The sequence below is a fragment of the Falsiroseomonas sp. E2-1-a20 genome, from assembly GCF_051433195.1.
In the GTDB taxonomy this organism is placed as follows: Bacteria; Pseudomonadota; Alphaproteobacteria; order Acetobacterales; family Acetobacteraceae; genus Falsiroseomonas.
The window spans coordinates 152,678-177,510 of sequence record NZ_JBHMFT010000007.1 but is presented as its reverse complement, the minus strand read 5'-3'; the positions used below and the strand labels follow the sequence as shown (position 1 = coordinate 177,510).

General features: G+C 71.2%; 27 protein-coding genes. 11 read left to right on the top strand and 16 right to left on the bottom strand.

Going from position 1 to position 24,833, the window contains the following annotated elements:
* Positions 1 to 2: 2 nt before the first annotated feature.
* Positions 3 to 731: a metallophosphoesterase gene (locus tag ACFHPP_RS11480; protein ID WP_437163402.1), complete on the bottom strand. Its 729-nt coding sequence runs from the start codon at positions 729 to 731 to the stop codon at positions 3 to 5.
* Positions 732 to 761: 30 nt separating this feature from the next.
* Positions 762 to 2,174 carry a cryptochrome/photolyase family protein gene (locus ACFHPP_RS11475; protein WP_437163401.1) on the bottom strand — a complete coding sequence of 471 codons (1,413 nt, stop codon included), beginning with the start codon at positions 2,172 to 2,174 and terminating at the stop codon, positions 762 to 764.
* 151 nt (positions 2,175 to 2,325) lie between these two features.
* Here ACFHPP_RS11475 and ACFHPP_RS11470 point away from each other — a divergent pair, with 151 nt between their 5' ends.
* Positions 2,326 to 2,934: a fasciclin domain-containing protein gene (locus ACFHPP_RS11470; protein ID WP_437163400.1), complete on the top strand. Its 609-nt coding sequence runs from the start codon at positions 2,326 to 2,328 to the stop codon at positions 2,932 to 2,934.
* Between the two features lie 72 nt (positions 2,935 to 3,006).
* On the opposite strand, the gene pdeM is transcribed toward ACFHPP_RS11470, so the two are convergent.
* From pdeM to ACFHPP_RS11430, 8 genes are all read right to left on the bottom strand, one after another.
* The gene (gene pdeM / locus ACFHPP_RS11465; RefSeq protein WP_437163399.1) at positions 3,007 to 3,756 is read right to left on the bottom strand and encodes a ligase-associated DNA damage response endonuclease PdeM; all 750 of its coding nucleotides are present in this window, start codon (positions 3,754 to 3,756) and stop codon (positions 3,007 to 3,009) included.
* Entirely contained in the window at positions 3,753 to 6,308 is a 2,556-nt protein-coding gene (locus tag ACFHPP_RS11460) for a ligase-associated DNA damage response DEXH box helicase (protein WP_437163398.1), read from the bottom strand. Before ACFHPP_RS11460 ends, pdeM begins: the two co-directional genes overlap by 4 nt.
* 43 nt (positions 6,309 to 6,351) lie before the next feature.
* Positions 6,352 to 6,894, bottom strand: coding sequence for an MOSC domain-containing protein (locus ACFHPP_RS11455; RefSeq protein ID WP_437163397.1), 543 nt, complete (start codon positions 6,892 to 6,894; stop codon positions 6,352 to 6,354).
* Positions 6,895 to 6,915: 21 nt separating this feature from the next.
* A complete protein-coding gene (locus tag ACFHPP_RS11450; protein WP_437163396.1) occupies positions 6,916 to 7,314 on the bottom strand; it encodes a DUF2214 domain-containing protein in 399 nt (132 codons plus the stop codon).
* Between the two features lie 68 nt (positions 7,315 to 7,382).
* Positions 7,383 to 7,766, bottom strand: coding sequence for a DUF6152 family protein (locus ACFHPP_RS11445; protein ID WP_437163395.1), 384 nt, complete (start codon positions 7,764 to 7,766; stop codon positions 7,383 to 7,385).
* Positions 7,767 to 7,833: 67 nt separating this feature from the next.
* Complete coding sequence (locus tag ACFHPP_RS11440) at positions 7,834 to 8,076, bottom strand: acyl carrier protein (RefSeq protein WP_437163394.1); 243 nt, start codon at positions 8,074 to 8,076, stop codon at positions 7,834 to 7,836.
* Between the two features lie 5 nt (positions 8,077 to 8,081).
* Positions 8,082 to 8,285 carry a hypothetical protein gene (locus tag ACFHPP_RS11435; protein ID WP_437163393.1) on the bottom strand — a complete coding sequence of 68 codons (204 nt, stop codon included), beginning with the start codon at positions 8,283 to 8,285 and terminating at the stop codon, positions 8,082 to 8,084.
* A gap of 399 nt (positions 8,286 to 8,684) precedes the next feature.
* Positions 8,685 to 10,598 (bottom strand): class I SAM-dependent methyltransferase, encoded by a 1,914-nt coding sequence (locus tag ACFHPP_RS11430; protein ID WP_437163392.1) that lies wholly within the window; start codon positions 10,596 to 10,598, stop codon positions 8,685 to 8,687.
* 148 nt (positions 10,599 to 10,746) lie between these two features.
* On the opposite strand from ACFHPP_RS11430, the gene ACFHPP_RS11425 reads away from it, so the two are divergent.
* From ACFHPP_RS11425 to ACFHPP_RS11385, 9 genes are all read left to right on the top strand, one after another.
* The gene (locus tag ACFHPP_RS11425; RefSeq protein ID WP_437163391.1) at positions 10,747 to 11,784 is read left to right on the top strand and encodes a ligase-associated DNA damage response exonuclease; all 1,038 of its coding nucleotides are present in this window, start codon (positions 10,747 to 10,749) and stop codon (positions 11,782 to 11,784) included.
* Positions 11,781 to 13,385 carry a cisplatin damage response ATP-dependent DNA ligase gene (locus ACFHPP_RS11420; protein ID WP_437163390.1) on the top strand — a complete coding sequence of 535 codons (1,605 nt, stop codon included), beginning with the start codon at positions 11,781 to 11,783 and terminating at the stop codon, positions 13,383 to 13,385. Before ACFHPP_RS11425 ends, ACFHPP_RS11420 begins: the two co-directional genes overlap by 4 nt.
* Positions 13,386 to 13,446: 61 nt before the next feature.
* Complete coding sequence (locus tag ACFHPP_RS11415) at positions 13,447 to 13,890, top strand: RidA family protein (protein WP_437163389.1); 444 nt, start codon at positions 13,447 to 13,449, stop codon at positions 13,888 to 13,890.
* Between the two features lie 58 nt (positions 13,891 to 13,948).
* Positions 13,949 to 14,743, top strand: a complete 795-nt coding sequence (locus ACFHPP_RS11410; RefSeq protein WP_437163388.1) for an HpcH/HpaI aldolase family protein — start codon at positions 13,949 to 13,951, stop codon at positions 14,741 to 14,743.
* The gene (locus tag ACFHPP_RS11405; RefSeq protein WP_437163387.1) at positions 14,703 to 15,638 is read left to right on the top strand and encodes a DMT family transporter; all 936 of its coding nucleotides are present in this window, start codon (positions 14,703 to 14,705) and stop codon (positions 15,636 to 15,638) included. The genes ACFHPP_RS11410 and ACFHPP_RS11405 overlap by 41 nt, the downstream gene beginning before the upstream one ends.
* A gap of 96 nt (positions 15,639 to 15,734) precedes the next feature.
* Positions 15,735 to 16,769 carry a Fe(3+) ABC transporter substrate-binding protein gene (locus tag ACFHPP_RS11400; RefSeq protein WP_437163386.1) on the top strand — a complete coding sequence of 345 codons (1,035 nt, stop codon included), beginning with the start codon at positions 15,735 to 15,737 and terminating at the stop codon, positions 16,767 to 16,769.
* 88 nt (positions 16,770 to 16,857) lie between these two features.
* Positions 16,858 to 17,034, top strand: a complete 177-nt coding sequence (locus tag ACFHPP_RS11395) for a (2Fe-2S)-binding protein (RefSeq protein ID WP_437163385.1) — start codon at positions 16,858 to 16,860, stop codon at positions 17,032 to 17,034.
* 43 nt (positions 17,035 to 17,077) lie between these two features.
* Positions 17,078 to 17,566 carry a bacterioferritin gene (gene bfr / locus ACFHPP_RS11390; protein ID WP_437163440.1) on the top strand — a complete coding sequence of 163 codons (489 nt, stop codon included), beginning with the start codon at positions 17,078 to 17,080 and terminating at the stop codon, positions 17,564 to 17,566.
* A gap of 249 nt (positions 17,567 to 17,815) precedes the next feature.
* On the top strand, positions 17,816 to 18,715 hold the full coding sequence (locus ACFHPP_RS11385) for a hypothetical protein (RefSeq protein ID WP_437163384.1): 900 nt from the start codon (positions 17,816 to 17,818) through the stop codon (positions 18,713 to 18,715).
* A gap of 110 nt (positions 18,716 to 18,825) precedes the next feature.
* Here the strand turns inward: ACFHPP_RS11385 and ACFHPP_RS11380 are convergent, their stop codons facing one another.
* The gene (locus tag ACFHPP_RS11380; RefSeq protein ID WP_437163383.1) at positions 18,826 to 19,797 is read right to left on the bottom strand and encodes an aldo/keto reductase; all 972 of its coding nucleotides are present in this window, start codon (positions 19,795 to 19,797) and stop codon (positions 18,826 to 18,828) included.
* A 196-nt stretch (positions 19,798 to 19,993) separates the two neighbouring features.
* Between ACFHPP_RS11380 and ACFHPP_RS11375 the strand changes: the two genes are divergently transcribed.
* On the top strand, positions 19,994 to 20,620 hold the full coding sequence (locus ACFHPP_RS11375; RefSeq protein WP_437163382.1) for a TetR/AcrR family transcriptional regulator: 627 nt from the start codon (positions 19,994 to 19,996) through the stop codon (positions 20,618 to 20,620).
* A gap of 3 nt (positions 20,621 to 20,623) precedes the next feature.
* Here the strand turns inward: ACFHPP_RS11375 and ACFHPP_RS11370 are convergent, their stop codons facing one another.
* The 5 genes from ACFHPP_RS11370 to ACFHPP_RS11350 form a co-directional block, all read right to left on the bottom strand.
* On the bottom strand, positions 20,624 to 20,890 hold the full coding sequence (locus ACFHPP_RS11370) for a hypothetical protein (RefSeq protein ID WP_437163381.1): 267 nt from the start codon (positions 20,888 to 20,890) through the stop codon (positions 20,624 to 20,626).
* Positions 20,887 to 22,575 (bottom strand): ABC transporter permease, encoded by a 1,689-nt coding sequence (locus ACFHPP_RS11365; protein WP_437163380.1) that lies wholly within the window; start codon positions 22,573 to 22,575, stop codon positions 20,887 to 20,889. Before ACFHPP_RS11365 ends, ACFHPP_RS11370 begins: the two co-directional genes overlap by 4 nt.
* A 7-nt stretch (positions 22,576 to 22,582) precedes the next feature.
* Positions 22,583 to 23,215 (bottom strand): flavin reductase family protein, encoded by a 633-nt coding sequence (locus tag ACFHPP_RS11360; RefSeq protein ID WP_437163379.1) that lies wholly within the window; start codon positions 23,213 to 23,215, stop codon positions 22,583 to 22,585.
* A gap of 66 nt (positions 23,216 to 23,281) precedes the next feature.
* Positions 23,282 to 23,638, bottom strand: coding sequence for a hypothetical protein (locus ACFHPP_RS11355; protein WP_437163378.1), 357 nt, complete (start codon positions 23,636 to 23,638; stop codon positions 23,282 to 23,284).
* A 130-nt stretch (positions 23,639 to 23,768) separates the two neighbouring features.
* Positions 23,769 to 24,746 carry a 2-hydroxyacid dehydrogenase gene (locus ACFHPP_RS11350; RefSeq protein WP_437163377.1) on the bottom strand — a complete coding sequence of 326 codons (978 nt, stop codon included), beginning with the start codon at positions 24,744 to 24,746 and terminating at the stop codon, positions 23,769 to 23,771.
* Positions 24,747 to 24,833: the final 87 nt, after the last annotated feature.

Here is a 24,833-nt window from a genome sequence, read left to right as displayed (position 1 = left end):
TTTCAGGCCCAGGATGGCAGGTCGATCCAGGCCAGATGCCCACCCTTGCCGGCGCCGCAGTCCAGGAACACGCAGCGCCCGCCGAGTGCGCCCTCCGCCACGAAGGGCCGGCCGTCCATGCTGCGGCGGTCGTGGCCGCAGACCACGGTGACATCGGCCGGGATCTTGTCCACCCAGTCATGCACCCGGTCGGGAAACCCATCCTGGCGCATCCGCCCCGTCACCTGGCCGAACAGCGCCCGCGTCACCAGGCCCTGTGCCTTCTGCGTGCCGGCATCCGGCGGTGGTGCCGCATGCAGCATGCCGGGGTGATAGCCGCCATGCACGAAGACGCGGCCGCCATCGCGGATCCAGGCCGGGGCGCGGGCAATCTCCTCGATCGCGCGCGCCTTCAGCGCCGCCCCGTCCGGGGCCGCCTCGAGCTGTGCCAGGGTTCGCCCCAGCCCCTCCGCCTGGATGCGCAGCGGCGTGCCGGTCAGGGCGCGGCGCAGCTTGTGGTCGTGGTTGCCGAGCAGGAACAGGCCCTGCCTGGCGTCGATCAGCGCGAACATGCGGCGCAGCACCTCCGGGCTGTCGGGCCCGTGGTCGGTCAGGTCGCCGAGTTGCAGCACGAACAGGTCGTCCGCCAGCGCGCCATCGACGGCATGGGCGAAGGCCTGCGCATCGCCATGCACATCGGCCACCACGCGCAGCCCGGCGAAGCCGCGCCACAGGTTCTCAGGCGGGGTCATCAGGCCGGACCCCTCACTTGCCCCGACCCCTCACTGGCGCAGCGCCGCGAAGCCGGCCAGCGCCCGGGCGCGGCCCGTCGCATGGTCCACGATGGGGGAGGGGTAGCCGTTGCGGGGAATGGCCTTCGGCGCCTCCCACGGCTTGTGGATGAAGGCGTTCGGCATCGTCGCCAGTTCGGGCACCCAGCGGCGCACATAGGCGCCCTCCGGGTCGAACTTCTCGCCCTGCAGGATGGGGTTGAACACCCGAAAATAGGGCGCCGCATCGGTACCGCAGCCGGCCACCCACTGCCAGGAGGCACTGTTGGAGGCGAGGTCGGCATCCACCAGCGTGTCCCAGAACCAGGCGGCGCCCTCCTGCCAGGGCTGCATCAGGTGCTTCACCAACAGGCTGGCCGCGATCATCCGGACCCGGTTGTGCATCCAGCCGGTCTGCCACAACTGCCGCATGCCCGCATCCACCACCGGATAGCCGGTGCGGCCGCGCTGCCAGGCGTCCAGCAGCTTCGCATCCGGCTGCCAAGGGAATTCGGAAAATTCCGCGCGCAGCGGCGCCTCCGGCATCTCCGGCCGGTGCCACAGCAGGTGGTAGGCGAATTCGCGCCAGAGGATCTCCTTCAGGAAGGTCTCGCTGGCGGTCGCGTCCGCCTGCGCGGAACGGACCGCGTGCCAGACCTGGCCGGGCGAGACCTCGCCCCAGCGCAGATGCGGCGACAGGCCGGAGGAACCCTCGATGCCCGGCAGGTTGCGCTGCGCATCGTACTTCCCCAGCGCCCGGTCCACGAAACGCGCCAGACGCGCCTGGGCCCCGGCTTCGCCCGGTTGCCAGGTGTCCGGGAAGCCGGCCGCCCAGTCCGGCTCGCCCGGCACCGGATACAGGCCGAGCGACTCCAGCGCCTCGCCACCCTCGGGCGGCGTGACGCCCGGGATGCGCTCGGGCGCGGCGCGGGGTGCCGGCGGGTCTCCGGCGGCCATCATAGTCTTCGCGAAGGGCGAATAGACGGCATAGGGCTTGCCGCTGGCGGCGCCGAAGCCGTGCGGCTCGCGCAGCAGCGTCGTGGTGTGCAGGTGCAGCGTGCGGCCGGAATCGGCCAGCGCCTCATGCACCCGGCGCGACTGCGCGCGCGCCCAGGGCTCGGTGCCGCGGCCGGCATGGACGCTGCCGGCGCCGACCGCCTCCACCAGGGCCGGCAGCACCGTCTCTGCCCGTCCGCGCGCCAGCACCAGCGTCGCGCCGCGCACCGCCAGATCGGCCCGCAGGGCGGCGAGGCTGCCGCGCAGCCACCAGCGCGAGGCGGCCCCGGCACGCTGCGCACCGGCGGCGGCGTCATCCAGCACGAAGACCGGCAGGACCGGGCGGCCGCCTTCCAGGGCGGCGAGCAGGGCAGGGTGGTCGGACAGGCGAAGGTCGTGGCGGAACCACACCAGGCAGGGCTCGGTCATCCCTGCCATGTAGGATGAAACGACCGATTAGGGAGCAGCGGGAGCGAACCATTGCGGATCGAACGCGTTCTTGACCCGACCGCAACGCCTGCCGCCCTGGTTTGCCCTGACGTGCAGGGGCCGCGCGGGCCACAATTGAGGATACCCCCGCATGATCCAGACCATTCTCCAGCGCCGTCGCGTCCTGACCCTCGGCACCCTGGCCGCCGCCGGCTCCCTCGCCGCCCCCGCCATCCTGCGGGCCCAGACCGTGCCGGCGACCCGCACCCTGGCCGACACCATGGCCGGCGACACCCGCTTCTCGCGCTTCCTGGACCTGATCAGCCGTGGCGGCATGGTCGAGGATTTCCGACGGGCCGAGCCGATGACGGTCTTCGCCCCGACCGACGCCGCCTTCTCCGGCGCCCCCGCCAACCTGCTGCAGCAGCTCGTCGGCACCGGCAGCGCCGGCGGCAGCCAGGAAAGCGTGGACCGCCAGCGCCTCGGCGCGCTGATTAACTACCACATCGTGCCGGGCGCCTTCCGCGCCTCCGAGCTGATGGGCAGCGATCGCCGGCTGCGCACCCGCAACGGCGCGGATGTCGCCATCACCGGCAATGCGGATGGCGTGATGCTGCAGAACCCGGCCCCGGCGATGCAGATGGGCGGCTTCGGTGCGGCCGGCGCCAACGTCTCCGCCCGCCCGGCGCGGGTGGTGCAGGCCGATATCGTGGCCAGCAACGGCGTGATCCACGCGATCGACCAGGTCATCTGGCCGTGATGTGACGCGGCGGGGGCCAGAGCATTTTCAAGCCAGGCGGAGACGCCTGGCGACCCGGAAAATGCGGCAGGTCTAGTCCCCGCCGAGCTGCGTGAGGACAGGCGCGCCGTCCGGCAAGGACGGCGCGTTTTCCGTTGCAGGCGGCCTGGCGCCGCGCAGGGGCCCGGTCGGGAAGCTGAACAGCCGGTCCTGGCCCAGCAGGAAGGCCCGGCCGCCGCGCGGGAACAGCGCGGCGATGGCGGGGTCGCGCACCTCCAGCCCGCCGGTATAGGCACCGAAGGCCGGCAGCAGCAGGCGCCGCGCATCGGTCAGGAAACAGGGGCGTGTCACGGTCCCGGCGCGGGTCGGCATGGACGCCTTCGGGTGGTAGTGGCCCGAGACCTCGAAATTGGCGCCCGGTTCGGCGATGTGGCGGAACATCAGCGGCCCGCGCCGCCATTCCGCCACGGCGATGCCGGGCAGACCGACCGGCGGTTCCGGGTCATGGTTGCCGAGCACCCAGACCACCTCCAGCCCCGCCAGCATGCGTTGCAGGGCGGCGCAATCCGCGGCGTGCAGCCGGGCGCAGCCGTGGCGGTCGTGGAAACTGTCCCCCAGCAGCACCAGCCGCGCCGGCTTCCAGCGCCGCAGCGCCAGCGCCAGGCGCTCCAGCGTCTCCCGCGTGTCGTAGGGCGGCAGGAAACGGCCGGCGGCGGCGAAGCTGCTGCCTTTTTCCAGGTGCAGGTCGGCGGCCACCAGAAGCTGTTCGGAAGGCCAGGCGAGCAGCCCGGCCGGGTCCAGCATCAGGCGCTGGCCGGCCATGTGAAGCGGCGCTGCGTTCAAGTGGGAGCTCCGTAGTTCTTCGGCGCGGTTCTGACAAAGCGGTTGTAGCGCTGCTTCGGGTCGCGCGGACGCCGCGCCCTGTCGCGGTCGCCGCGCGGCGGGATGGCTTCGGTGACGTTGGCGAGCAATTCGGAGAAGATCTCGGCGCCGTCGGTGGCGTCCGCGACCAGGTCCGCCGCCTCCGCCAGCAGCGCATCCTGCGCGCCACCCGCGACCCATTCCCGCCCTTCCTCGATCAGCGCCGGCACGGACAGCGGCGAGGCGCGTTCGAGGCGCATGTGGCGGATGCCGCCGGCCTTGGCGCGCGCCAGCAGCAGCCCGATCCGCGCCACGTCGGTGAGCCCCGCCGCGGCCTCCCGCCGCGTCGCGCGCAGCAGGATGTGGTCCGGCTCATGCTTGCGCAGCACGTCGTAGATCAGGTCCGAGTTCATGGTCATCTGCCGCGGCCGCTTCTCCGTCCCCGGATGGTTCTTCTCGATCAGCCCCGCGATGGTGGCGATATTTCGGAACGTGCGGCGGAGCATGCTGCTCTCGGCCATCCAGGCTTCCAGCTCCTCCCCCAGTATGTCCTCCTCGAACAGCCGCTCGATCCCCGTGGGCTCGAAGGCAGACCAGGCGGCCAGCACGTAGTCCGTCGCCAGGTAGCCGAGCGGCCCCATGCCGAGGCGCTCCATCCGCTTGGTCACCAGCATGCCCAGCGTCTGGTGCGCGAGGCGCCCCTCGAAGCAGTAGGCCACCAGGAACCAGCGGTCGCCGCGCAGGAAGGTCTCGACCAGCAGCCCGTCGCGCGGCGGCATGATGGACTGGTGCTGCTGCAGCCGCAGCCATTCGCGCACGGATTCGGGCAGGGCGGGCCAGGAGGACGGGTCGTGCAGGATGCCACGCACCCGGGCCGCGAGATGCGTGGTCAGCGGCATGCGGCTGCCGGCATAGGCGGGCACGCGGGGCTCGCCCTCGCCGCCGCGGGAGACCATGCAGGCCAGCGCGTCCAGCCCCTCGAAGCGCAGCAACTGGCCCGCGAAGATGAAGCAGTCTCCGGCGGTGAGCGTGGAGACGAACCACTCCTCGACCTCGCCGAGCACCGGTCCGCCGCGCAGGCGGACCTTCACCAGCGGCGTCTCGACGATGGTGCCGAGGTTCATGCGCAGCTGCCGCGCGGCGGCGGGGCCACGTATATGCACCATGCCTTCGGAATCGCGGAACAGGCGGCGGAACCGGTCATAGGATTGCAGGGCGTAGCCGCCGTTTTCCACGAAGCCCAGCGCATCGTCGAAATCGCGCCGCGTCAGCTCGGCATAGGGCGCGGCGCGCGTCACCTCCGCATACAGCGCATCCGGGTGGAACGGCCCGGCCACCGCGACGGCCAGGATGTGCTGCGCCAGCACGTCGAGCCCGCCCTCCCGCGGCGGATCGCCATCCAGCTCCTCCGCCGCGATCGCCTGGCGGGCGGCGATGCATTCGATGACCTCGAAGCGGTTCGCCGGCACCAGCACGGCCTGCGACGCCTCGTCCATGCGGTGGTTGGCGCGGCCGATGCGTTGCAGAAGCCGCGAAACGCCCTTCGGCGCGCCGACCTGCACCACCTGGTCCACCGCGCCCCAGTCGATGCCGAGGTCGAGCGAGGCGGTCGCCACCACCGCGCGCAGCCTGCCCTCCGCCATCGCGGCTTCCACCTTGCGGCGCTGTTCGACGGTCAGGCTGCCGTGGTGCAGGCCGATCGGCAGGTTGTCGTCGTTCAGCCGCCACAGCGCCTGGAAGCAGAGTTCCGACTGCGCGCGGGTGTTGACGAAGACGATGGTGACGCCGGCGCCACGGATGCGGCGATACACCTCCGGCATCGAGGCGAGCCCCATATGCCCGCCCCAGGGCAGGCGGCCTTCCGGCAGCAGCATGTCGAGGCGCGGCGGCGCCCCCGGCGCGCCCTGCACCAGCGCCACGTCCTCGGCCTGGGCGGTGGGCGAGAGGTAGGCGCGCAGCGGCGTCGGATGCGCGACGGTGGCGGACAGCCCGATGCGCCGTGCGCCCGGTGCGAGCGTCGAAAGCCGGGCGAGGCCGAGTGCCAGCTGGTCGCCGCGCTTGCTGCCGGCCAGCGCGTGGATCTCATCCACCACGATGGCATGCAGCCCGGCGAAGATCTCGCCCGCATCCGGCAGGGTCAGCAGCAGCGCCAGGCTTTCGGGCGTGGTCAGCAGCAGATGCGGCGGCGCGGCGCGCTGGCGGGCGCGGCGGTTCGCGGGGGTGTCGCCGGTGCGGGTCTCGATGCGGATCGGCAGGCCCATCGCCTCGACGGGGGCGGTCAGGTTGCGCGCGATGTCGACTGCCAGGGCCTTCAGCGGCGAGATGTAGAGGGTGTGCAGCCCCTCCCGCGGATGGTCGTGCAAATCCACCAGGCTGGGCAGGAAGCCGGCCAGGGTCTTGCCGCCGCCGGTCGGGGCCACCAGCAGCGCGCTTTGCCCGCCCTGTACGGCCGCCAGCAGCGCCATCTGGTGCGGCCGCGGCGACCAGCCGCGCGCGGCGAACCACTGGCTGAACAGTTCCGGCAATGTTCCCATCTGCCGGGACTATGGCGATGCCGGCGGCGTTGGGGAAGGGCGGTCAGACCTTTTCCAGCGCGCGGTGCGGCAGCGCCGGCATCTCGGCCCGCACCGCATCGCCCGGCCGCACCACGCCGCCCTGGCGCACGATGGCCATGATGCCCGCCTTCAGGATCAGCGCGCCCTCCGGCGTCCGACCGAGGGTGGCGCGCATCAGCCCGGGCTGGAACTGGTCCAGCTGGTAGCAGGGGTTGCGCAGCCCGGTCACCTCGACCACCGCCGCCTCGCCCAGGTGCAGCAGCGCGCCCCGCGGCAGCGCCAGCAGGTCGAGCCCGGCCACGGTCACATTCTCGCCGATCGCGCCGGGGGTGACCTCGAAGCCCTGGCCGCGCAGTTCCTCCAGCAATTCGGCGCTGGCCAGATGCACCTGGCGGAGGTTCGACTGGTTGGGGTTCGCCTTGACGCGGGACCGGTGCTTCACCGTCACGCCGCAATGCGCATCGCCCTCCACCCCCAGCCCCGCCAGCAGCGTGATGTCCGGCAGCACGGGCTTGGAGAAGCCATGTCCGGCCGCCGCAGCCACCGCGATCACTTCAGCCGGCATGGTGTCGTCCCGATTCGATGCTCACTGAAGAAAGCCGATCCAGCGCCCGGCGACCACCGTGCCTACCCAGGCCAGCAGCGAAACCAGCGCCGCCGCCCGCACAAGGGCCGCGACGGGCGCGCCCGCCAGCGCCTGCCGCCAAGGCGCACGCAGGTGCAGCAGCGCCAGGTTCAGCAGCCCGGCGCCGATCAGCCCGAGCTTCGCCAGGAAGGCCGGGTTTTCCAGGTAGGCGCCGGGCCGCGTCGTGAACAGCCAGAACCCGGTCACCGCCGCCAGCGCCAGGCCGGTCGCCGCCACCCGCCACAGCGGCGGCCCGAACAGCGCCAGCGGCGCGGCACGGAAGGCGCCGAGCAGCCGCAGGTCCAGCGTCGCGATGGCACCGAACAGCAGGCCGATGCCCAGGATATGCGCCGCATTCACCAGCAGGTAGGCGGTCTGCCAGTCCCGCAGCAGCGCCGCCCCGGGCCAGGCGGCCAGCGCCTCCAGGTTCAGCTGCGGATCCGCTCGGGGTAGATGTCGTAGGTGCGGTCCCGCACCGTCACCCGCACCGCCTTCATCCGCCGCTCATCGCTGCTGCGCGACCGGTTGCCGAGCGCGCGCACCTCGTCGCCCGCACGGGCGGACTCGGCGTTGAATCCGGCGGCGGCGGTCTGGCGCGGATTGCCCAGTTCGACGATCCAGAGCTGGCCATTCGCCTCGACGCGGAGCGTCGGGTGCGGCGCACCGATGTAGATTTCCCGAATCGTGCCGGTCAGCTCGCCCTGGTCGCCCTCCGCCCAGGACCAGCCGTGATGCGCCGCGGCGCCGCCGGCGGTGACGGTGGCGGCGACAAGGCCCAGCGCCGCGCGCCGGCCGTAGGTGTGACCTTGCATGAAAGACCTCCGTTGGTTGACGGCCGGCAGGTTGGGGTGAGGCAAGCCGCTGTCGAGTCACAACCGCTCAGGCGGCCTGGCGTGCGACCAGCAGCGCCACCAGCGCGCCGAAATCCGGGCAGTCGCCCAGCTCCTCGGCCTCCACCGCCACGCCGCTGCGCGCCTCCACCTCCAGGGTGATCAGCGTGTGGTTCAGGCTGTCCCAGCCCGGCACGTCGCCGGCCGCCGTGACGGGTGTCAGCAGGATGTCGCGGTCGCCGATCACCTCCCGCGCGATGGCCTGCAGGTCGGCGAGGCTGAAGGCGGGCATGGGCGTCACTCCGGTTGGCGAAACTGAGCGAGGTAGCGGCGGCGGTTCTCGTCCCGGCTGATCTTGCCGCTGCCGGCCTTCACCAGCCAGCTCCCCTTGACGATGCGGACATCGCGCGGCGTGACCAGCAGCGTATCGGCCAGGTGGCGGCTGACGGCGGCGCGGCAGGCGGCCATGGTGACGCCCGCCGCCGGATCGTGCTCCGCCACCACGACCAACTCCTCCGAGCCGGTCTGGTCGCTGTCCAGGCCGAAGGCGACGATGCGCCCGGCCTTCAGGCCCGGAATCCCCGCCAGCGACGCCTCGACGTCGTGGCGCCTCGATCTCCTCCAGCGGCAGGCAGCACAACTCGGCGAAGTGCAGCAGGGTGGACGTGTACAGGTGCCCCGGCACCACGGTGCCCGGCTCCAGCCTGCGGATCGCCTCGCGCGTCGCCTGTTGCAGGGCACCGTAGTCCTGGATATCGAACAGGCCCCGCAGCCGCATATGGGCGACATCCGGCGCATCCCCGGCCTGCCGCAGCAGGGCGATCGCACCCGGCAGGTCGCCCGCCTCCCGCAGCCGCGATGCGGCCATGGTCAGCGGGTTGATGGAGCCTTCCGCGACGGTCACTCGGCGTCGGATGTGGGGCCGAGGCGCTTCGGTCCGGCCTGCTGCAGGGTCACGCCGGCCTCGGCCAGCTCACGCAGCACGAGGTTGCCGAGGCGGGTGTATTCGCGCCGATTGCCGGCCCAATGCTCGCGCATCGCCTCGCGCAGTTTCTCCCGGCTCAGGCCGGGGTTCGCCTGCAGGTGCAGCTGCCGCCACAGCACCTGCCCGACGAGCCGTGCCAACTCGGCGTCCTCGGCCGCCGGCTCCTGCGCCTGCTCCGCCGGTGCCTCCTCCACCGCGGCGGCGAAGCTGGGCACCGGCAGGCCGATGCTGACATGCGCCCGCAGCGCTTCCGCCGCCTCCGGTCGCGCCAGCTGCGCCACGACGTACAGGTCACGCCCCGCTTCGCTGGCGTCCCCCGGACCGGCATCCCCCGGACCGACATCCCCCGGACCGGCATCCCCCGGACCGGCGTGGGGGTCCCAGTGCCCGGCATAGGCGATGTCGAAGCCCAGGCGCTCCAGCAGCGGCCGCACCAGGGTGAAGCTCTGGTATTCGAAGCGCGTGCAGGCCTGGCCCTGCCAGGGGAAGTAGCGGCGGATGTCGCCCACCAGCTTGGCGAAGCCGGCCTCCGTCGTCGCGTCGGCGACGTTGAACACCAGCCACCCGCCGGGCCGCAGCAGCAGCGCGGCATTCAGCCAGTAGGCGAGCTGGTACTGCAGGTCGACATGCACCATGGCGTCGATGCTGAACACGGCATCGACATCCCGCTTCAACGCCTCCCGCCCGAAGGCGCCCATCAGGCCGTCGGGGTGCAGCGGGTCGATGGGCAGGAAGCCGAGCCGGCCGGCGTCGACATGGTCCGCGAGCTTCGCCGCCGCGGCCTTCATCACCCGGTCGCTGACGTCGAGGACGGTCAGCTTCACCGCGGTGTTGGCGCGCAGCAGCGCCTCCGCATAGCGCCCATCGCCGGTGCCGATCTCGATGGCACGTCGCCAGCCGGCCGAGTCCGCCATGCCGAAGATCCGGTTCAGCACCGCCGTGGCGGGCGGCCGGTCGGGGCCGCCGGCGATGGCGCGCGGCGCCTCCCGCGTCCACAGGTCGGCGTAGGATTCCGGCCGCGCCAGGCTGGCCGGCACGGCGCCAGGGTCGGCGCGCAGCGCATCGCGGAAGGCCTCCGCCTGCCCAGGGCGATCGAGACGCGCGATCAGGTACAGGTCGCGTGGCGGCCGGCCCTCATGGTTCGACCAGGGCTCCAGCAGCTCGATCTCGAAGCCCAGCCGGCGCAGGACGAAGCCGGCGATCTCGGCCGAGAGGTATTCGAATTTCGGGCAGATGCGGCCCTGGAACCTGTAGAACTTTCGGATGTCGCGCAGGATCTTCTGGAAGCCGCCGACGGTGGTGGGGTCGGCCAGCGTCATCAGCACGCGTCCACCCGGCTTCAGCAGCAGCGCCGCGTTCATCCAGTAGGTGGTGAGGTAGGTGAGGTCCACATGGACCATGGCGTCGATGCTGAACACCGCATCGACCTTGCGCGCCAGGCCCTGCGCGGACAGCGTGGTGAACATCGCATCCGGGTGCACGGGGTCGATCTCGTGCAGGGACAGCCGGCCGGCCTCGACGAAATCGCCCAGCCGCGCCGCCGTGGCGTCGAGGAAGTTGCGGCTGACGTCGAAGCCGAACAGCCGGACCTTGTCGCCGGCGTGCAGCACGCGTTCCGTGTATTTGCCGCCACCGCCGCCGATCTCGATCGCCACGTCCCACTGCGCGACGCCGGCGGGGACGAACAGCTTGTCGAAGATGCGCTGCCAGCTTTTCTCGTTGCCCCATTCCTGGCCGGGATAGGCCAGGCGTGCATCGGCCTGCTGGAGCCTGGGAAACGCCTCCGCCACATAGACGTCCCACAGCTGACCATAGGTCTGCTTCTTCATTCGGCGCCGCTCCGAGTTGCGCACAAGTTACCAGCCGCCTTCCCCCCATGAAAGGGTTGCGGCAGCCGCGCCCGGCCCGATCGCATTGTCGCCTGGACCAGCCGCGCCCACATTGTGGGCGATGGCGGCCCCCCACCCCCGAAGCTGGATGCGCGTGACGCCCGAGGGGCTGTACTGCGAGCCCGGCGGCTTCTTCATCGACCCGGCGCGGCCGGTGCCGCTGGCGGTGGTGACGCATGGCCATTCGGACCACGCCCGCCCGGACCACGCGGCGGTGCTGGCCAGCCCGGAGACGCTGGCCGTCATGCGCGCCCGCATGGGCGAAGGCCGCGCAGGTCTGCGGCAGCAGCCGATCGCGGCCGGGGAGGTGGTGCGCCACAACGGCGTCGAGATCCGCCTGGTCCCGGCCGGCCATGTGCTGGGGTCGTGCCAGGTGGTGCTCGACTGGCAGGGCAGCCGCATCGTCGTCTCCGGCGACTACAAGCGCCGAGCCGACCCGACCTGCGCGCCCTTCGAGCCCGTCACATGCGACGTCTTCGTGACGGAGGCGACCTTCGGCCTGCCGGTGTTCCGCCACCCGGATGCGGCGGCGGAGGTGGCGCGGCTGCTGGAAAGCCTGCGCCTGTTCCCGGACCGCGCGCATCTGGTCGGCGCCTATGCGCTGGGCAAGGCGCAGCGGCTGATCGCGCTGCTGCGGCAGGCGGGGTGGGACCGGCCGATCTACCTGCATGGCGCGCTGGTCGGCCTGTGCGAATTGTACGAAAGCCTCGGCGTGAAGCTCGGCCCGCTGGAGCCGGTGCCGGTGCCCACGAAGCGGGGCGGCGGCGGCCTGCTGGCCGGCGAGGTGGTGCTGGCGCCGCCGAGTGCCGAGGCCACCGCCTGGGTCCGCCGCCTGGCGGAACCGGTGATCTGCGCCGCCTCCGGCTGGATGCGGGTGCGGCAGCGCGCCAAGGCGAAGGGCGTGGAACTGCCGCTGATCATCTCCGACCACGCCGACTGGGACGAACTGCTGATGACCATCGAGCAGGTGCAGGCACCGGATGTCTGGGTGACGCATGGCCGCGACGACGCGCTGTGCCACGCCATGGCGCTGCGCGGCGTGCGCGGCCGGGCGCTGCACCTGCTGGGGCGCGGCGAGGAGGATGAGGACCCGGTGCCGGTGGCCGCGGAAGCGCCCGCGGCATGAGCCTGCCCGCTTTCGCCGGGCTGCTGGAACGCCTCGCCTTCACCCCCGGCCGCCTCGCCAAGCTGGCGCTGCTGCGGCACTGGTTCGAGACGCAGCCCGACCCCGACCGCGGCATCGGCCTTGCCGCGCTGACCGGCGAACTGGTGTTCCGCTCCGCCAAGCCGGGGATGGTGCGGGAGCTGGTGGCGGGGCGCACCGACCCGGTGCTGTTCGACCTGTCCTACGACTATGTCGGCGACCTGGCCGAGACCGTCGCGCTGATCTGGCCGCCACGCGCCGGCGTCAACACGCCGCCGCCGGGCCTCGCCGAGGTGGTGGAGGCGATGGAGGCGACGCCGAAGGCCGCGCTGCCGGAGCTGATCGCCGGTTGGCTGGATGCGCTGGATGCGAATGGCCGCCTGGCGCTGATCAAGCTGGTGACCGGCGGGCTGCGCGTCGGCGTCTCCGCCCGGCTGGCGAAGACCGCGCTGGCCGAATGGGCCGGGGAGGATGTGGCGGAGATCGAGGAGGTCTGGCACGGCCTGGCGCCGCCCTACCTCAACCTGTTCGCCTGGCTGACCGAACAGGGCCCGCGGCCGAGTTCCGAGAACCTGCCGGTGTTTCGGCCCCTGATGCTGGCGCATCCGCTGGAGGAACCGGATTTTCCGACGATCGGCCCGGAGACCCACCGCGCCGAATGGAAGTGGGACGGCATCCGCGTGCAGCTTTCAGCGACGCCCGGCGGCGCCGCGCTGTGGTCGCGCGGGGCGGAGGAGATTTCCGGCGGGTTCCCCGAAATCCTGGAGGCGATGGATTTCCACGCCGTGCTGGACGGCGAGTTGCTGGTGATGCGGGACAAGGAGGTGGCGCCCTTCGCGGACCTGCAGCAGCGGCTGAACCGCAAGGTCGTCAGCGCGAAGATGCAGGCCTCCCACCCCGTCGCCGTGCGGCTCTACGACATCCTGTTCGACGGCGCCGAGGACCTGCGCCCGCTGCCCTTCGACGCTCGCCGTGCCCGGCTGGAGGCCTGGTTTGCCCGCGTGCAGCCACGACGCATGGATCTGTCGGAGATGATCCGCTTCCGCTCGATGGGCGAACTCGAGGAAATCCGCGCCGGCGCACGCGCCGCGGCGATCGAGGGGCTGATGCTGAAGCGCGCCGACAGCCCCTACCTCGCCGGGCGGCAGAAGGGGCTGTGGTGGAAGTGGAAGCGCGCGCCGCTCGGCGTCGATGCCGTGCTGATGTACGCCCAGCGCGGCCACGGCAAGCGCAGCAGCTTCTATTCCGACTTCACCTTCGGCCTGTGGCGGCCGGACGGGCAGGGGGGGCAGGAGCTGGTGCCGGTCGGCAAGGCCTATTCCGGCTACACCGTCCAGGAACTGCTGTGGATCGACCGCTGGATCCGCAACCACACCACGGCCCGTTTCGGCCCGGTGCGGGAGGTGGAGAAGTCCCTGGTGATCGAGGTGATCTTCGACGCCGCCCAGCGCAGCACCCGCCACAAATCCGGCGTGGCGCTCCGCTTCCCCCGCATCCTGCGGCTCCGCACCGACAAGCCGGCGGAGGAGGCGGACCAGTTGGCGACGCTGGAGGCGCTGATCGTCGGTGTGGCGGAGGAATAAGAGGATTGGCTAGCCTCGGCGTCCCGGCCCGCATCGGGCGGGCCGGCGGAGATGAACCACGATGCTGAAATCCGCTTGCCGCCTGGCCCTGGTCCTGCTGCCGTTGGCGGGCCTGGCCCAGGCCCAGACCGTGATCGCGACGCGCGATGCGCCGGAGGCGATCGGCCCCTACAGCCAGGCGATCCGCGTGGGCAACACGCTGTACCTCGCCGGCCAGATCGCGCTCGACCCCGCCACCAACCAGATGATCGCCGACCGGACCATCGAGGCCGAGACGCGCCGGGTGCTGGACAACCTCAAGGCGGTGGTGGAGGCGGCGGGCTTCCGCATGTCCGACATCGTCTCCACCACCGTCTTCATGGCGGACCTCAATGAGTTCGGCCGCATGAACACGGTCTATGCCACCTACTTCCCCTCCAACCCGCCGGCCCGCGCCACGGTGCAGGCCGCCCGGCTGCCGCGCGACGTGAAGGTGGAGATCGCGGCCATTGCCGCCCGGCCCTAATTGACCACCCCCAACCCGCGTGCTGCCTTGCCGGCGCAGCGCCCCGGGGGGGAAGTCGATGAAACTGGTTCCGAATCTGTGCCGTCAGCGCCTGGCCGAGGGCGGACTCGCGCTCGGCTTCGGCGTGCACCACCTGCGCGGCAGCGCCGTCGGCATGATCGGCCAGGCGGCCGGCTTCGACTGGCTGTTCATCGACATGGAGCACGGCGCGATGAGCGTCGACGATGCCAGCCGCATCGCCATCGCGGCGCTCGGCCAGGGCATCACGCCCATCGTCCGGGTCTGCAAGGACGCGCTGTTCGAGGGCACCCGCTGCCTCGACAACGGCGCCATGGGCATCGTCGTGCCGCATGTGGACAATGCGGCGGAGGCCGAGGCGGTGGTCCGCGCCACTCGCTTCCCGCCCACCGGCGATCGCAGCTGGGGCGCGCCGCCCTTCGCCTATGGCATGGCGCCGGTCAACGCGGCGCAGGCGCAGGCCGAGCTCAACGCCGACATCCTGGTGGTCTGCATGATCGAGACGCCGGAGGCGGTGGCGAATGCGGAAGCGATCGCCGCCGTGCCGGGGGTGGACGTGCTGATGTTCGGCACCTCGGACCTGACGGCCACCATGGGCATCCCCGGCCAGATTGGCCACCCCGATGTCCGCGCCGCCTATGCCAGGGTGGGCGCCGCCTGCGCCGCGCATGGCAAGGTCATGGGCATGGGTGGCGTGTATGACGAGAAGGTGGCGCCGGACTACATCGCGCTCGGCGCGCGCTTCATCCTGGGCGGGTCCGACCACGCCTTCCTGATGGCCGGCGCCACCCAGCGTGCCGGCTTCCTGCGCGGTCTGGCGCCGAAGCGGGCTTGACCCCTCGCGCCGAGCACCCGGCGGTCGGCATCGCGCTGCGGCTGTCGGCGACACTGCTGTTCGCGGTGATGTCGCTGTTCGTCCGGCTGGCCTCGGCGCAGGCGCCGGTCGGGCAGATCGTCTTCCACCGCAGCTTCTGGGCGCTGCTGTCCTGGCCTATCTCGCCTGGCGGCGACAGTTGCCGCACGGGTTCACCACGCGGCATCCGATGGGCCATCTGCGGCGCAACCTGTTCGGCTGCGCCTCCATGTTCTTCTCCTTCCTGTCGCTGGCCTATCTGCCGCTGGCGCTGGCCACCGCATTGTCGTTCCTGGCGCCGCTGCTCGCCGTGCCGGTCGGCATCCTGGTGCTGCGGGAACGGCCCGGCTGGCTGGTCGGCGGCGCGGCCATCGGCGGCTTCGCCGGCGTGCTGCTGATGCTGGCGCCCGCCTTCACCGGCCCGGCGCTGGACCGGGGCACGCTGATCGGCGTCGGCGCCGGCCTGCTGACGGCGGCGACGACGCTGTTCGCCCGGGTCGAGGTGAAGCGCCTGACGGCAACCGAACTGCCGGGCACCATCGCGCTGTATTTCTCGCTGCTCTGCGCTGCCGGCGGGCTGGCGACGCTGCCCTTCGGCTGGGCCGATGTCGGTGGCAGCGGCCTGGTCTGGCTGGTCGGCGCCGGCATCGCCGGCGGCCTCGCGCATATCTGCATGACGGAGGCGGTGGCCCGCGCGCCGATCAGCCTGCTCGCACCCTTCGAATACACCGCGCTGCTGTGGGCGGTGCTGTTCGACCTGGTGATCTTCGGCCTGGTCCCCGGCCTGCCGAGCCTGGCGGGCGGCGTGCTGGTGGTGGCGGCGGCGGTGGTGGTGGCCTTCGCCGACCGGCTGCGCACCTGGCTGCGCCCCAGGTGATGGCCAGGCGGATTTCTTGCGGATGACTCGCAAGTAATCTTGCGAACGCCTCGCAATTGCGATATCTGGCTCGCAACACCGCCAGAGGACAATCCCATGCGCCGTCGCCCCCTGCTTTCGCTGCTCCCGGCCCTCGGCCTTGCCGCGTTCTCATTTCCGGCGCTCGCCCAGGGACCGGAGCTGAACCTCTACTCCTCCCGCCACTACGACACGGACCGGGAGCTGTATGAGGCCTTCACGCGCGAGACCGGCATCCGCGTCCGCCTGATCGAGGGTGACGCCGACCAGCTGATCCAGCGCATCCGCACCGAGGGCGCCAACAGCCCGGCCGACGTGCTGATCACGGTCGATGCCGCCCGCCTGGCCCGCGCGAAGGAGGCCGGCATCCTGCAGCCGATCCAGAGCCAGGTGCTGAACAGCCGCATCCCGGCCAACCTTCGCGATGCGGAAGGCTACTGGTTCGGCGTCTCCAAGCGCGCCCGCGTCATCATGTACGACCGCCAGGCCGGCCGGCCGGAGGGCCTGAGCCGTTTCGAGGACCTCGCCGATCCGCGCTTCCGCGGCCAGATCTGCGTGCGCTCGGCATCGCATCCGTACAACACCTCGCTCACCGGCTCGGTGCTCGCCGCCAATGGCGCGGAGGCGACGGAGGCCTGGGCGCGTGGCGTTGCCGCCAACATGGCGCGCCCGCCGCAGGGTGGTGACCGCGACCAGTTCCGCGCGATCCCGTCCGGCCAGTGCAAGCTGGCGATCTCCAACACCTACTACCTCGGCAACATGATGACCTCCGCCCGCGCCGATGATCGCGCGATCGCGGAGCGCATCGGCGTGATCTTCCCGAACCAGGGCCAGGGTGACCGCGGCGCGCATGTGAACATCTCCGGCGCCGGCGTGGTCCGCACCGCGCCCAACGCCGCAGCCGCGCAACGCTTCATCGAGTACCTGACCAGCCCGCGGGCGCAGGAGATCTTCGCGGTGGGCAACATGGAATACCCGGTGGTGGCCGATGCCCCGGTGCACCCGGTGCTGGCCGCCTTCGGCGAGTTCCGCGAGGACCAGCTCAACGCCGGCAGCTATGGCGCCAATGCCGCCGAGGCGCTGCGCATCATGCAGCGCGCGGGCTGGCGCTGAATTCCCAAAGGGGCTTCGCCGGCGCCACGGCGCCGGCGGGCCCTGTCGCTGATTTGCTGCAAAGGCCGCTGCGGAAGGGCGAGGCTGCATGTATATCTGCAATTGCAATGCGCTGACGGACAAGCAGATCGCGGCCGCGGTGGCCGCGGGGGCCGACCGTCCGCATGATGTCTATGCGGCCTGCGGCTGCCGCGCCCAGTGCGGCGGCTGCACGGCGACCATCCTGGCGATGGTGCGCGCGGGGACCTGCACCGCCGGCAAGTAGCCGGGCGCATCCCAGGGGCCGGGTCAAACGGTTGCAGAAGGATGTGGACGTGCGCGACGCCAAGGTCATCGAATACCTCAACCTCCAGCTCACCAACGAGCTGACCGCGATCAACCAGTACTTCCTGCACTCCCGCACGCTGCGCCACTGGGGCGTCAGCAAGCTGGCGCGCAAGGAGTATGAGGAATCGATCGAGGAGATGAAGCACGCCGACTGGCTGATCGAGCGCATCCTGTTCCTCGGCGGCCTGCCCAACGTGCAGCGGCTGAACCAGGTGCTGATCGGCCAGAACGTCCAGGAAATCCTGGAATGCGACCTGAAGCTGGAGGAGAAGGCGCTGGTCGACCTGCGCGACGGCATCGCGCATTCCGAATCCGTGCGCGACTACGTCTCCCGCGACCTCATGCTGAAGATCCTGGCGAATGAGGAGGAGCACGAGGATTTCCTCGACCGCCAGTTCGACCTGATCCGCCAGATCGGCATCGAGCGCTACATCCTGCTGAACAGCGACGCGGCGCCCGACCAGGACTGAGCAGGAAGCCCTTCGCGGCACCCACGGCCCAAGGCGCTTCCGCGAAACGATCTGAAATAGGCGCGGGCCGAATTGGCGCCATGCTCGTCTGCAACCGCCAGCCCCGATGCCAGCGTCGGGGCTGGTGCTGGCGGATCGGAGCAGAAGACCATGGCCACAGCCGCCGACCTCGCCAAGATCGGCAACACCCCGGTCCTGTCCGGTTCCGTCGGCCGTGGCGGCCGAAACAAGCCGACCGACGTCGCCATCGTGCAGTTCCTGCTGAACAACTGCTTCTACGACAATCCCGCGGTGCCTTTCCTGCCGATCGACGGCCAGGCCGACCAAGCCCTGGATGCGCAGATCACGCTGCTGCAGAAGGAACGGCTGAAGAATCCGAAGCCCGACGGCCGGCTTGACCGCAGCGGCAAGTCCATCGCCTTCCTGCGCGCGCAGACGGTCGGAAGCTTCCTGCCGAAGCTTTATGGCCAGGAGCAGAACTTCGACCTCTGGGCGAGCATGAACACGGAAACCATGCTGCGCCTGACCCAACGCCAGTTCGGCCCGCTGAACCAGGCTTCGATGGATGGCTTTCGCGGCCTGTTCGGCCGCATCCTGGCCGACCCCAAGCTCTACGACATTCGCTGGGGCGCCTACATGCTGGCGACGGTCAAGGCGGAAACCGCGGTCTACCTGCCGATCGAGGAACACAAGGCCCTGTGGTCCAAGAAGAGCGGGGCCGGCGGGTATGCCGAGGAGATCACGCCCAAGGACTCGACCGGCACGACGATCAACGGGGCCGACGGCAAGCCGCTCAAGGCGCGGTACTTCGGGCGCGGCTACGTGCAACTGACTTGGGCTGAGAACTACCGTGCCATGGGACAGGCGCTCGGGCTGGGCGATGGCCTTCTGGCGGCGCCGGAGCGTGCGCTGGAGGCCGAGATCGCCTACAGGATCGCCTCGCTCGGCATGCGGGAGGGCCGCTTCTCCTCCGACAAGAAGGGCAAGGCGATGAGCCTGCCTCGCTTCATCAACGGCAGCGGCTGCAACTACCGCTATGCGCGACAGATCATCAACGGCCTCGACCGGGCCGACGAAATCGAGCGCTATGCAATAGCCTTCGAGGTGCTGATGCTGCTTTCGACGTCGGGGCCGCCTAAGGGCGCTTGAGACGAGGCACGAGGATTTCCTCGACCGCCAGTTCGACCTGATCCGCCAGATCGGCATCGAGCGGTACATCCCGCTGAACAGCGACGCGGCGCCCGACCAGGATCAGCGCGCTACGCCGTGACGCTGCTGCCGCCGAAGACCACCTGGCGCCGCAGCGCCGGCGTGAACAGGCCGTACAGCATCGGCAGCCCCGGCGCGCTGGCGGCATCCAGCGTGGCGCGCTGGTCTTCCGTCAGCCGCAGATCCGTGGCCGCGATGTTGTCCTGAAGCTGCGCCACGCGGCTGACGCCCATCAGCGCGGTGGTCACCCCGGGCCGGCCAAGGACCCAGGCGAGCGCCACCCGGGCCATCGGCTGCCCCATCCCCTCCGCCACCTCCCGCAGCGCGGCGACGATCCGCCAGTTGCGCTCGGTGAACAGCGTGTCGCCGAAGGGGTTGGCCCCGTCCAGCCGCTTGTCATCCGCCGGGCGCGCGGTGGCGCCGGTTTCGCTCGGCAGTCCGCCGGCACGCGAGGCGCCCGCCTCGACCGTCGCACGATCGTATTTGCCGGTCAGCAGGCCATAGGCGAGCGGGCTCCACGGCATGAAGCCCAGGCCCATCTCGCGCGCCAGCGGCAGGTGCTCCGCCTCCAACTCCCGGCTGACCAGCGAATGGAAGTACTGCATCGCGATCGGCCCCGGTTGCCCGCGCAGTGCCGCCAGGGTCGCGATGCGCGCGACGTACCAGGCGGGTGCGTTGGAGATGCCCCAGTAGCGGATGCGGCCGGCGCGGATCAGTGCCGCCATCGTCTCCAGCAACTCCTCGGCCGGCGTCACGGAATCCCACACATGGACCCAGTACAGGTCGATGTGGTCCGTGCGCAGCCGGCGCAGCGAAGCCTCCAGCGCCGCATGGATGTGCTTGGACCCGTTGCCGCCGGCATGGGGCCCCTGGCCAGCGGAGAAGCCGGATTTCGTCGCGAGCACGACGCGGTCCCGCAGCCCGCGCTCGGCGATGATCGCGCCCAGCATCTCCTCCCCCTGCCCGCCGGCATAGACATCCGCCGTATCGACCAGATTGCCCCCGGCCCTCCACATAGGCATCGAACACCGCCTCGGCCTCCGGCCGGTCCATGCCCCAGCGCGCGACGCCGAACGTCATCGTCCCGAGGGCGAGGGGGCTGACGGCAAGGCCGGAGCGGCCGAGGGTGCGGTAGTCCGTGAGGGCCATGCGAGTGTTCCATAGTGATTGCTACGGAACCTGATGCGCCGCTTGCCGGCCATGGTCAAGAATTATATAATGATCGCTATGGAACATGCCGCGCCGCGTCGCCGCCATGGCCGCCCGCTGTCCTTCGACCGCGAGGCGGCGCTTGGTACCGCCATGCTGCTGTTCTGGCGGCACGGCTACGAGGCGACCTCGGTCGCCCAGCTGACCCAGGCGATGGGCATCACGCCGCCCAGCCTGTATGCCGCCTTCGGCGACAAGCGCCGCCTGTTCCGCGCCGCGCTCCACCGCTACATGACGGGCGCGCGGACCGTGGAGCAGATCATCGGCGAGGCCGCGAGCGCGCGGGATGCGGCACGCGACCTGCTGGTCGCCGCGGCAACCGGCAACACCGGCGAGGCGACGCCGCCAGGCTGCCTGCTGGCCAGCGCCCTGGTCAGTGGCTCGGCCGAGGAGGCCGAGCTGCGAGAGGAGTTGGCCAGCATCCGCCGCGATATCGAGGCGCGCCTGCGGTCGCGGATCGCGCAGGATGTGGCGGAGGGCCGGCTGCCTTCCGGCTGCGATGCCGCGGCGCTGGCCGGCCATACGCTCGCCGTGATCCAGGGCATGTCGACGCTGGCCAAGGATGGCGCCGACCGCGGCAAGCTGCTGCGGATCGTGGAGACCGCGATGGCGTGCTGGCCGGGGCCGGGTGGCTGATCCTCAGCCGCGTGCAGCCCTGCCCAGGGCGGCGGCGATGGCGGTGGCGATCGCCGCGCCCTCCTCCGCCGTGCTGCCCTCGGCCTGGCTGCGGCCGGCGCGGCGATACCAGTAGCCGGCATTGGCCTCATCGCCCTCGATCCGGTGCAGCCAGGCATGGACCCAGGCGGCGTCCGCGCCCTGATCGGCCTGGGCGATCTGGTGCGCCGCCTCCCAATCCCCGTCCAGCGCCAGGCGGATGGCGCGCAGCAGCGGCTCGGTCTTGGTCATCCTCGTCGCATCCCCCGCACCAGCGCCGCCACCGGCAGCAGCCCGACCAGCACGATCAGCAGCGCGGCGGTGGAGGCCTCGGCCAGCCTTTCATCCGAGGCAAGATTGTGCACCCGCACCGCCAGCGTGTCGAAGTCGAAGGGCCGCACGATCAGCGTCGCCGGCAGTTCCTTCATCGTATCCACGAAGACCAGCACGCCCGCCGTCAGCAGCGCGCCGCGCGCCAGCGGCAGTTCCACGGACCATACCGCCTGGCCCGGCGTGCGGCCGAGCACGCGGGCGGCGCCGAACAGGCTCGGCCGGATGCGCGCCAGCCCGGATTCCACGGCCGACAGCGCCACGCCGAGGAAGCGCACCAGGTAGGCGAAGACCAGTGCCGCGATGCTGCCCGACAGCAGCAGGCCGGTGGAGATCCCGAAGCGCGCCCGCATCCACGCATCCAGTGTGTTGTCGAACAACGCGAAGGGCACCAGCGCCCCCACTGCTATGACCGATCCCGGCAGCGCATAGCCCAGCGCCGCCACGCGATTGGCCGAGGCGCGGAGGCGGGAGGGGTGCAGCCGCTGCGCCCAGGCCAGCAGCGCCGCCAGCAGCACGGCGAGGGCCGCCGTCAGCCCGGCCAGTGTCACGCTGTTCAGCGCGTAGGGCACGGTGCGACGCGGGTCGAGCGGGTCGCCGGCCTCCAGCATCAGCATCAGCAGCGCGCCGGCCGGGATGACGAAGCCGAGCAGCACCGGCAGCGAACACACGAGGATGGCCGCCGCTTCCTTCCAGCCGCGCAGCACCACCGGCCGCAGCGGCGGGTTGCGCGTGGTGGTGGGGTGGTAGCGCCGGCCGCCGCGGCTCATCCGCTCCAGCAGCAGCAGGGTCGCGACCAGCCCCATCAGCGCGGTCGCCAACTGCGCCGCCGCGGTGCGGTCCGCCAGGCCGAACCAGGCATCGTAGATGCCGGTGGTGAAAGTGCGGACGGCGAAGTGCTGCACCGTGCCGAAATCCGCCAGCGTCTCCATCAGCACCAGCGCCACGCCGCCGGCCAGCGCCGGGCGCGCCATCGGCAGCGCCACATGCAGGAAGGTGCGCGGCAGGCCGTGGCCGAGGGTGCGGCTGGCTTCCAGCAGGCAGACGCTCTGCTGCAGGAAGGCGCTGCGGCACAGCAGGTAGACGTAAGGGTACAGCACCGCAGCCAGCATCAGCGCGGCGCCGGGCAGGCTGCGGATCTCGGGGAACCAGTATTCGCCCCATCGCAGGCCGGTGGCATCCCGCAGCGCGGTCTGTACCGGCCCCGCCACGTCCAGCAGCCAGACATAGGTATAGCCGCAGACATAGGCCGGCATCGCCATCGGCAGCAGCAGGGCGACTTCCAGCAGCCAGCGGCCGCGGAAGGCGCAGCTGGCGACCAGCCAGGCTGTGATGGCGCCCATCGTCGCCGCCAGCACGCCGACCAGCACCGCCAGCAGCAGCGAGTTCACCAGCAATTCCGGCAGCAAGGTCCGCAGGATATAAGGCCATTCGGTGCCACCCGATCCCAGGCCAGCGGGCGTGGCCGCCGTCACCAGGACCGCGGCCAGCGGCGCCGCGATCAGGCCCGCCGCCAGCAGCGAGACCCAGGCCCAGGCCGGCGCCACCCGGCTGCGCCGCGGCGGGCCGGGGCGCAGGCGGTCGGCCGGGAAGCCGGCGATGGACATCCTCGTGTCAGTCCTTGCGCGCCATCCAATCGGCGGCGGAGACCCGCTTCACCTCCATCCGGTCGGTGGTCCGCGTGTACCAGCCGGCGCCGTGCAGGCGGCCGACCAGCCCGAGCGCCGGGCTGTCGATGTAGCACTTCACCGGGTCCATCACCGCGGCATCGGCGATGTGCATGGCCCGCACCTGGCCGATGACCATGCTGTGCGCGCCGATCGGCAGCGTCTGGAACAGCGTGCATTCCATCGCCACCGGGCTTTCGGCCAGGCGTGGTGGCCGCACCTTGGTGGAGGGCAGGGTGGTCAGCCCGGCCTGCGCCACCTCGTCCTCGCCCGGCGGGAAGTCCGCGGCGGTGACGTTCATCGCATCCAGCGCCGTCTCCGGCACCAGGCAGACGGTGAATTCGCCGGTCGCCGCGATGTTGGCCAGGGTGTCCTTGGCGGCACCGGTCGGACGGTTGCCGACGCCGAGCGCCACCACCGGCGGGTCCGAGCCGAAGACGTTGAAGAAGGAATAGGGCGCGGCGTTCAGCACGCCCGCCGCATCCTGGGTCACCACCCAGGCGATCGGCCGCGGCACGACGGTGGAGACCAGCAGCTTGTAGCGGCTGGACGCCGGCAGGGCATCGAGGTCGAACAGCATCGGCGGTCTCCGAGGGTCGCCGCGCTTACTGCCGCCGGCGGCCGCCCCTGTCGAGGGCCGGGAGCCTCAGCATTGCCGTCCCTTCGGCACCTGCATGGATCGCAGCTCACCCTCCGCCACCAGCTCCGCCGATTCGGCGAGCGCGGCGGTCAGCGGCAGGCCGAGGTGCCGCGCGACCTGTCCCAGCCGGGCGCCGCAACTGCGCAGCGTCTCCAGCGACGTGTCGGTCCGGCGCGGCTCGCCGCCGGGCCTCTCCCCGTCCGGGTCCAGCAGGTCGAAGACGAAGGTCCGGCTGCCATCGTCGTGCTGGGTGATCAGCGGGGTCTCCTGCAGCAGTGCCGCCAGCAGGTCCTGGTCCGGGATCGTCTCGAGCCGGCCCTTGCGGTCATGGATGAACAGCGTGATCCGTGCGACCTCACTCATGGTGCTTCCCTGCCTGGCTGGCGTCCTGGGCGCTTCGGCCCTGCTCCGATCCGAGCGGGCGCCTTGGATAACCGTTTCGTTACGAAACTATCCAGGATTGAACCAGGAGGCAAACGAATCCCGTTGAGGGTCAGCCCACCGCGTCCGGCGCCTTCCTCCCGTGCAGAAGCACCGCATCCACATTGCCCAGGGCGCGCTGGCCCATGGCGTCCCGCGTCTCGAGGGTTGCGCTGCCGAGATGCGGCAGCAACGCCACGTTCTCGAGGCCCATATAGCCCGGGAACAGCTTCGGCTCGCCGTCATAGACATCGAGGCCGGCGGCGCGGATGTGGCCGGAGACGAGCGCCGCGACCAGTGCCGCATCGTCCACCGACCCGCCGCGGCCGGTGTTGATGACGATGGCGCCCGGCCGCATCCAGGACAGGCGTTCGGCGTTCAGCCAGCGCCGGGTCGCCTCGCCGCCCGGCATGTGCATGGACAGGATATCGATGGAGGACAGGAAATCGCGCTCCTCCGCATGGAAGATCGCGCCCTGTTCGAGGTCCGGCGGCACCCGGTTCAGGTCGCGGTAGTGGATTTCCATGCGGAAGCCGCGCGCCATGGCGGCCAGTTCGCGCCCGATGCGGCCGAAGCCGGCGATGCCGAGGCGCTTGCCCTCCAGCGTCACGCCCATCAACTGCGTCGGCGCCCAGCCCTCCCATTTCCCGGCGCGGACCATGCGCTCGCCCTCTCCGGCGCGGCGGGCGGCCATCAGCATCAGGGTGAAGGCGCATTCGGCGGTGGCGAAGGACAGCACTTCCGGCGTGTTCGCCACGGTGATGCCGCGCGCCTTGGCGGCCGGGAGGTCGATATGGTCGGTGCCGACGGAGAAGGTGGCGATGATCTTCACGCTGTCCGGCAGGGCTGCGATGGTGGCCGCGTTCATCGGGTCGCCGGCGGCGCACAGGATGCCGGCGGCACCAGCCTCCGCCGCGCGGCGCGCGATCTCGGCGCCGTCACGGGACCAGGGCTCGTCGGCGCTGTTCAGGCGGGCGTCGTAGTCGCGCGCGGCGCGGGCCTCGATGGCATCCGGCAGGCGGCGGGTCAGCAGCAGGACGGGCTTCGGCATGGTTTTGTCTTCCCGGGCGTCGTTCGGGCTTTGGTAGCAGGAAGCGCCCGGCTTGCCAGCCGGGCCGCTCGGTTGCAGGTTCCCCGC

Excerpts from the sequence above, each read along its gene's own strand:
- ACFHPP_RS11375 (WP_437163382.1), top strand. The coding sequence starts at position 19,994 with ATGATCGCTATGGAACATGCCGCGCCGCGTCGCCGCCATGGCCGCCCG.
- ACFHPP_RS11365 (WP_437163380.1), bottom strand. The coding sequence starts at position 22,575 with ATGTCCATCGCCGGCTTCCCGGCCGACCGCCTGCGCCCCGGCCCGCCG.
- ACFHPP_RS11355 (WP_437163378.1), bottom strand. The coding sequence starts at position 23,638 with ATGAGTGAGGTCGCACGGATCACGCTGTTCATCCATGACCGCAAGGGC.
- ACFHPP_RS11370 (WP_437163381.1), bottom strand. The coding sequence starts at position 20,890 with ATGACCAAGACCGAGCCGCTGCTGCGCGCCATCCGCCTGGCGCTGGAC.
- ACFHPP_RS11445 (WP_437163395.1), bottom strand. The coding sequence starts at position 7,766 with ATGCAAGGTCACACCTACGGCCGGCGCGCGGCGCTGGGCCTTGTCGCC.
- ACFHPP_RS11350 (WP_437163377.1), bottom strand. The coding sequence starts at position 24,746 with ATGCCGAAGCCCGTCCTGCTGCTGACCCGCCGCCTGCCGGATGCCATC.
- ACFHPP_RS11470 (WP_437163400.1), top strand. The coding sequence starts at position 2,326 with ATGATCCAGACCATTCTCCAGCGCCGTCGCGTCCTGACCCTCGGCACC.
- ACFHPP_RS11480 (WP_437163402.1), bottom strand. The coding sequence starts at position 731 with ATGACCCCGCCTGAGAACCTGTGGCGCGGCTTCGCCGGGCTGCGCGTG.
- ACFHPP_RS11415 (WP_437163389.1), top strand. The coding sequence starts at position 13,447 with ATGCTGAAATCCGCTTGCCGCCTGGCCCTGGTCCTGCTGCCGTTGGCG.
- ACFHPP_RS11475 (WP_437163401.1), bottom strand. The coding sequence starts at position 2,174 with ATGACCGAGCCCTGCCTGGTGTGGTTCCGCCACGACCTTCGCCTGTCC.
- ACFHPP_RS11430 (WP_437163392.1), bottom strand. The coding sequence starts at position 10,598 with ATGAAGAAGCAGACCTATGGTCAGCTGTGGGACGTCTATGTGGCGGAG.
- ACFHPP_RS11395 (WP_437163385.1), top strand. The coding sequence starts at position 16,858 with ATGTATATCTGCAATTGCAATGCGCTGACGGACAAGCAGATCGCGGCC.
- ACFHPP_RS11455 (WP_437163397.1), bottom strand. The coding sequence starts at position 6,894 with ATGCCGGCTGAAGTGATCGCGGTGGCTGCGGCGGCCGGACATGGCTTC.
- ACFHPP_RS11460 (WP_437163398.1), bottom strand. The coding sequence starts at position 6,308 with ATGGGAACATTGCCGGAACTGTTCAGCCAGTGGTTCGCCGCGCGCGGC.
- ACFHPP_RS11440 (WP_437163394.1), bottom strand. The coding sequence starts at position 8,076 with ATGCCCGCCTTCAGCCTCGCCGACCTGCAGGCCATCGCGCGGGAGGTG.
- ACFHPP_RS11400 (WP_437163386.1), top strand. The coding sequence starts at position 15,735 with ATGCGCCGTCGCCCCCTGCTTTCGCTGCTCCCGGCCCTCGGCCTTGCC.
- ACFHPP_RS11360 (WP_437163379.1), bottom strand. The coding sequence starts at position 23,215 with ATGCTGTTCGACCTCGATGCCCTGCCGGCGTCCAGCCGCTACAAGCTG.
- ACFHPP_RS11380 (WP_437163383.1), bottom strand. The coding sequence starts at position 19,797 with ATGCCTATGTGGAGGGCCGGGGGCAATCTGGTCGATACGGCGGATGTC.
- ACFHPP_RS11425 (WP_437163391.1), top strand. The coding sequence starts at position 10,747 with ATGCGCGTGACGCCCGAGGGGCTGTACTGCGAGCCCGGCGGCTTCTTC.
- ACFHPP_RS11420 (WP_437163390.1), top strand. The coding sequence starts at position 11,781 with ATGAGCCTGCCCGCTTTCGCCGGGCTGCTGGAACGCCTCGCCTTCACC.
- ACFHPP_RS11410 (WP_437163388.1), top strand. The coding sequence starts at position 13,949 with ATGAAACTGGTTCCGAATCTGTGCCGTCAGCGCCTGGCCGAGGGCGGA.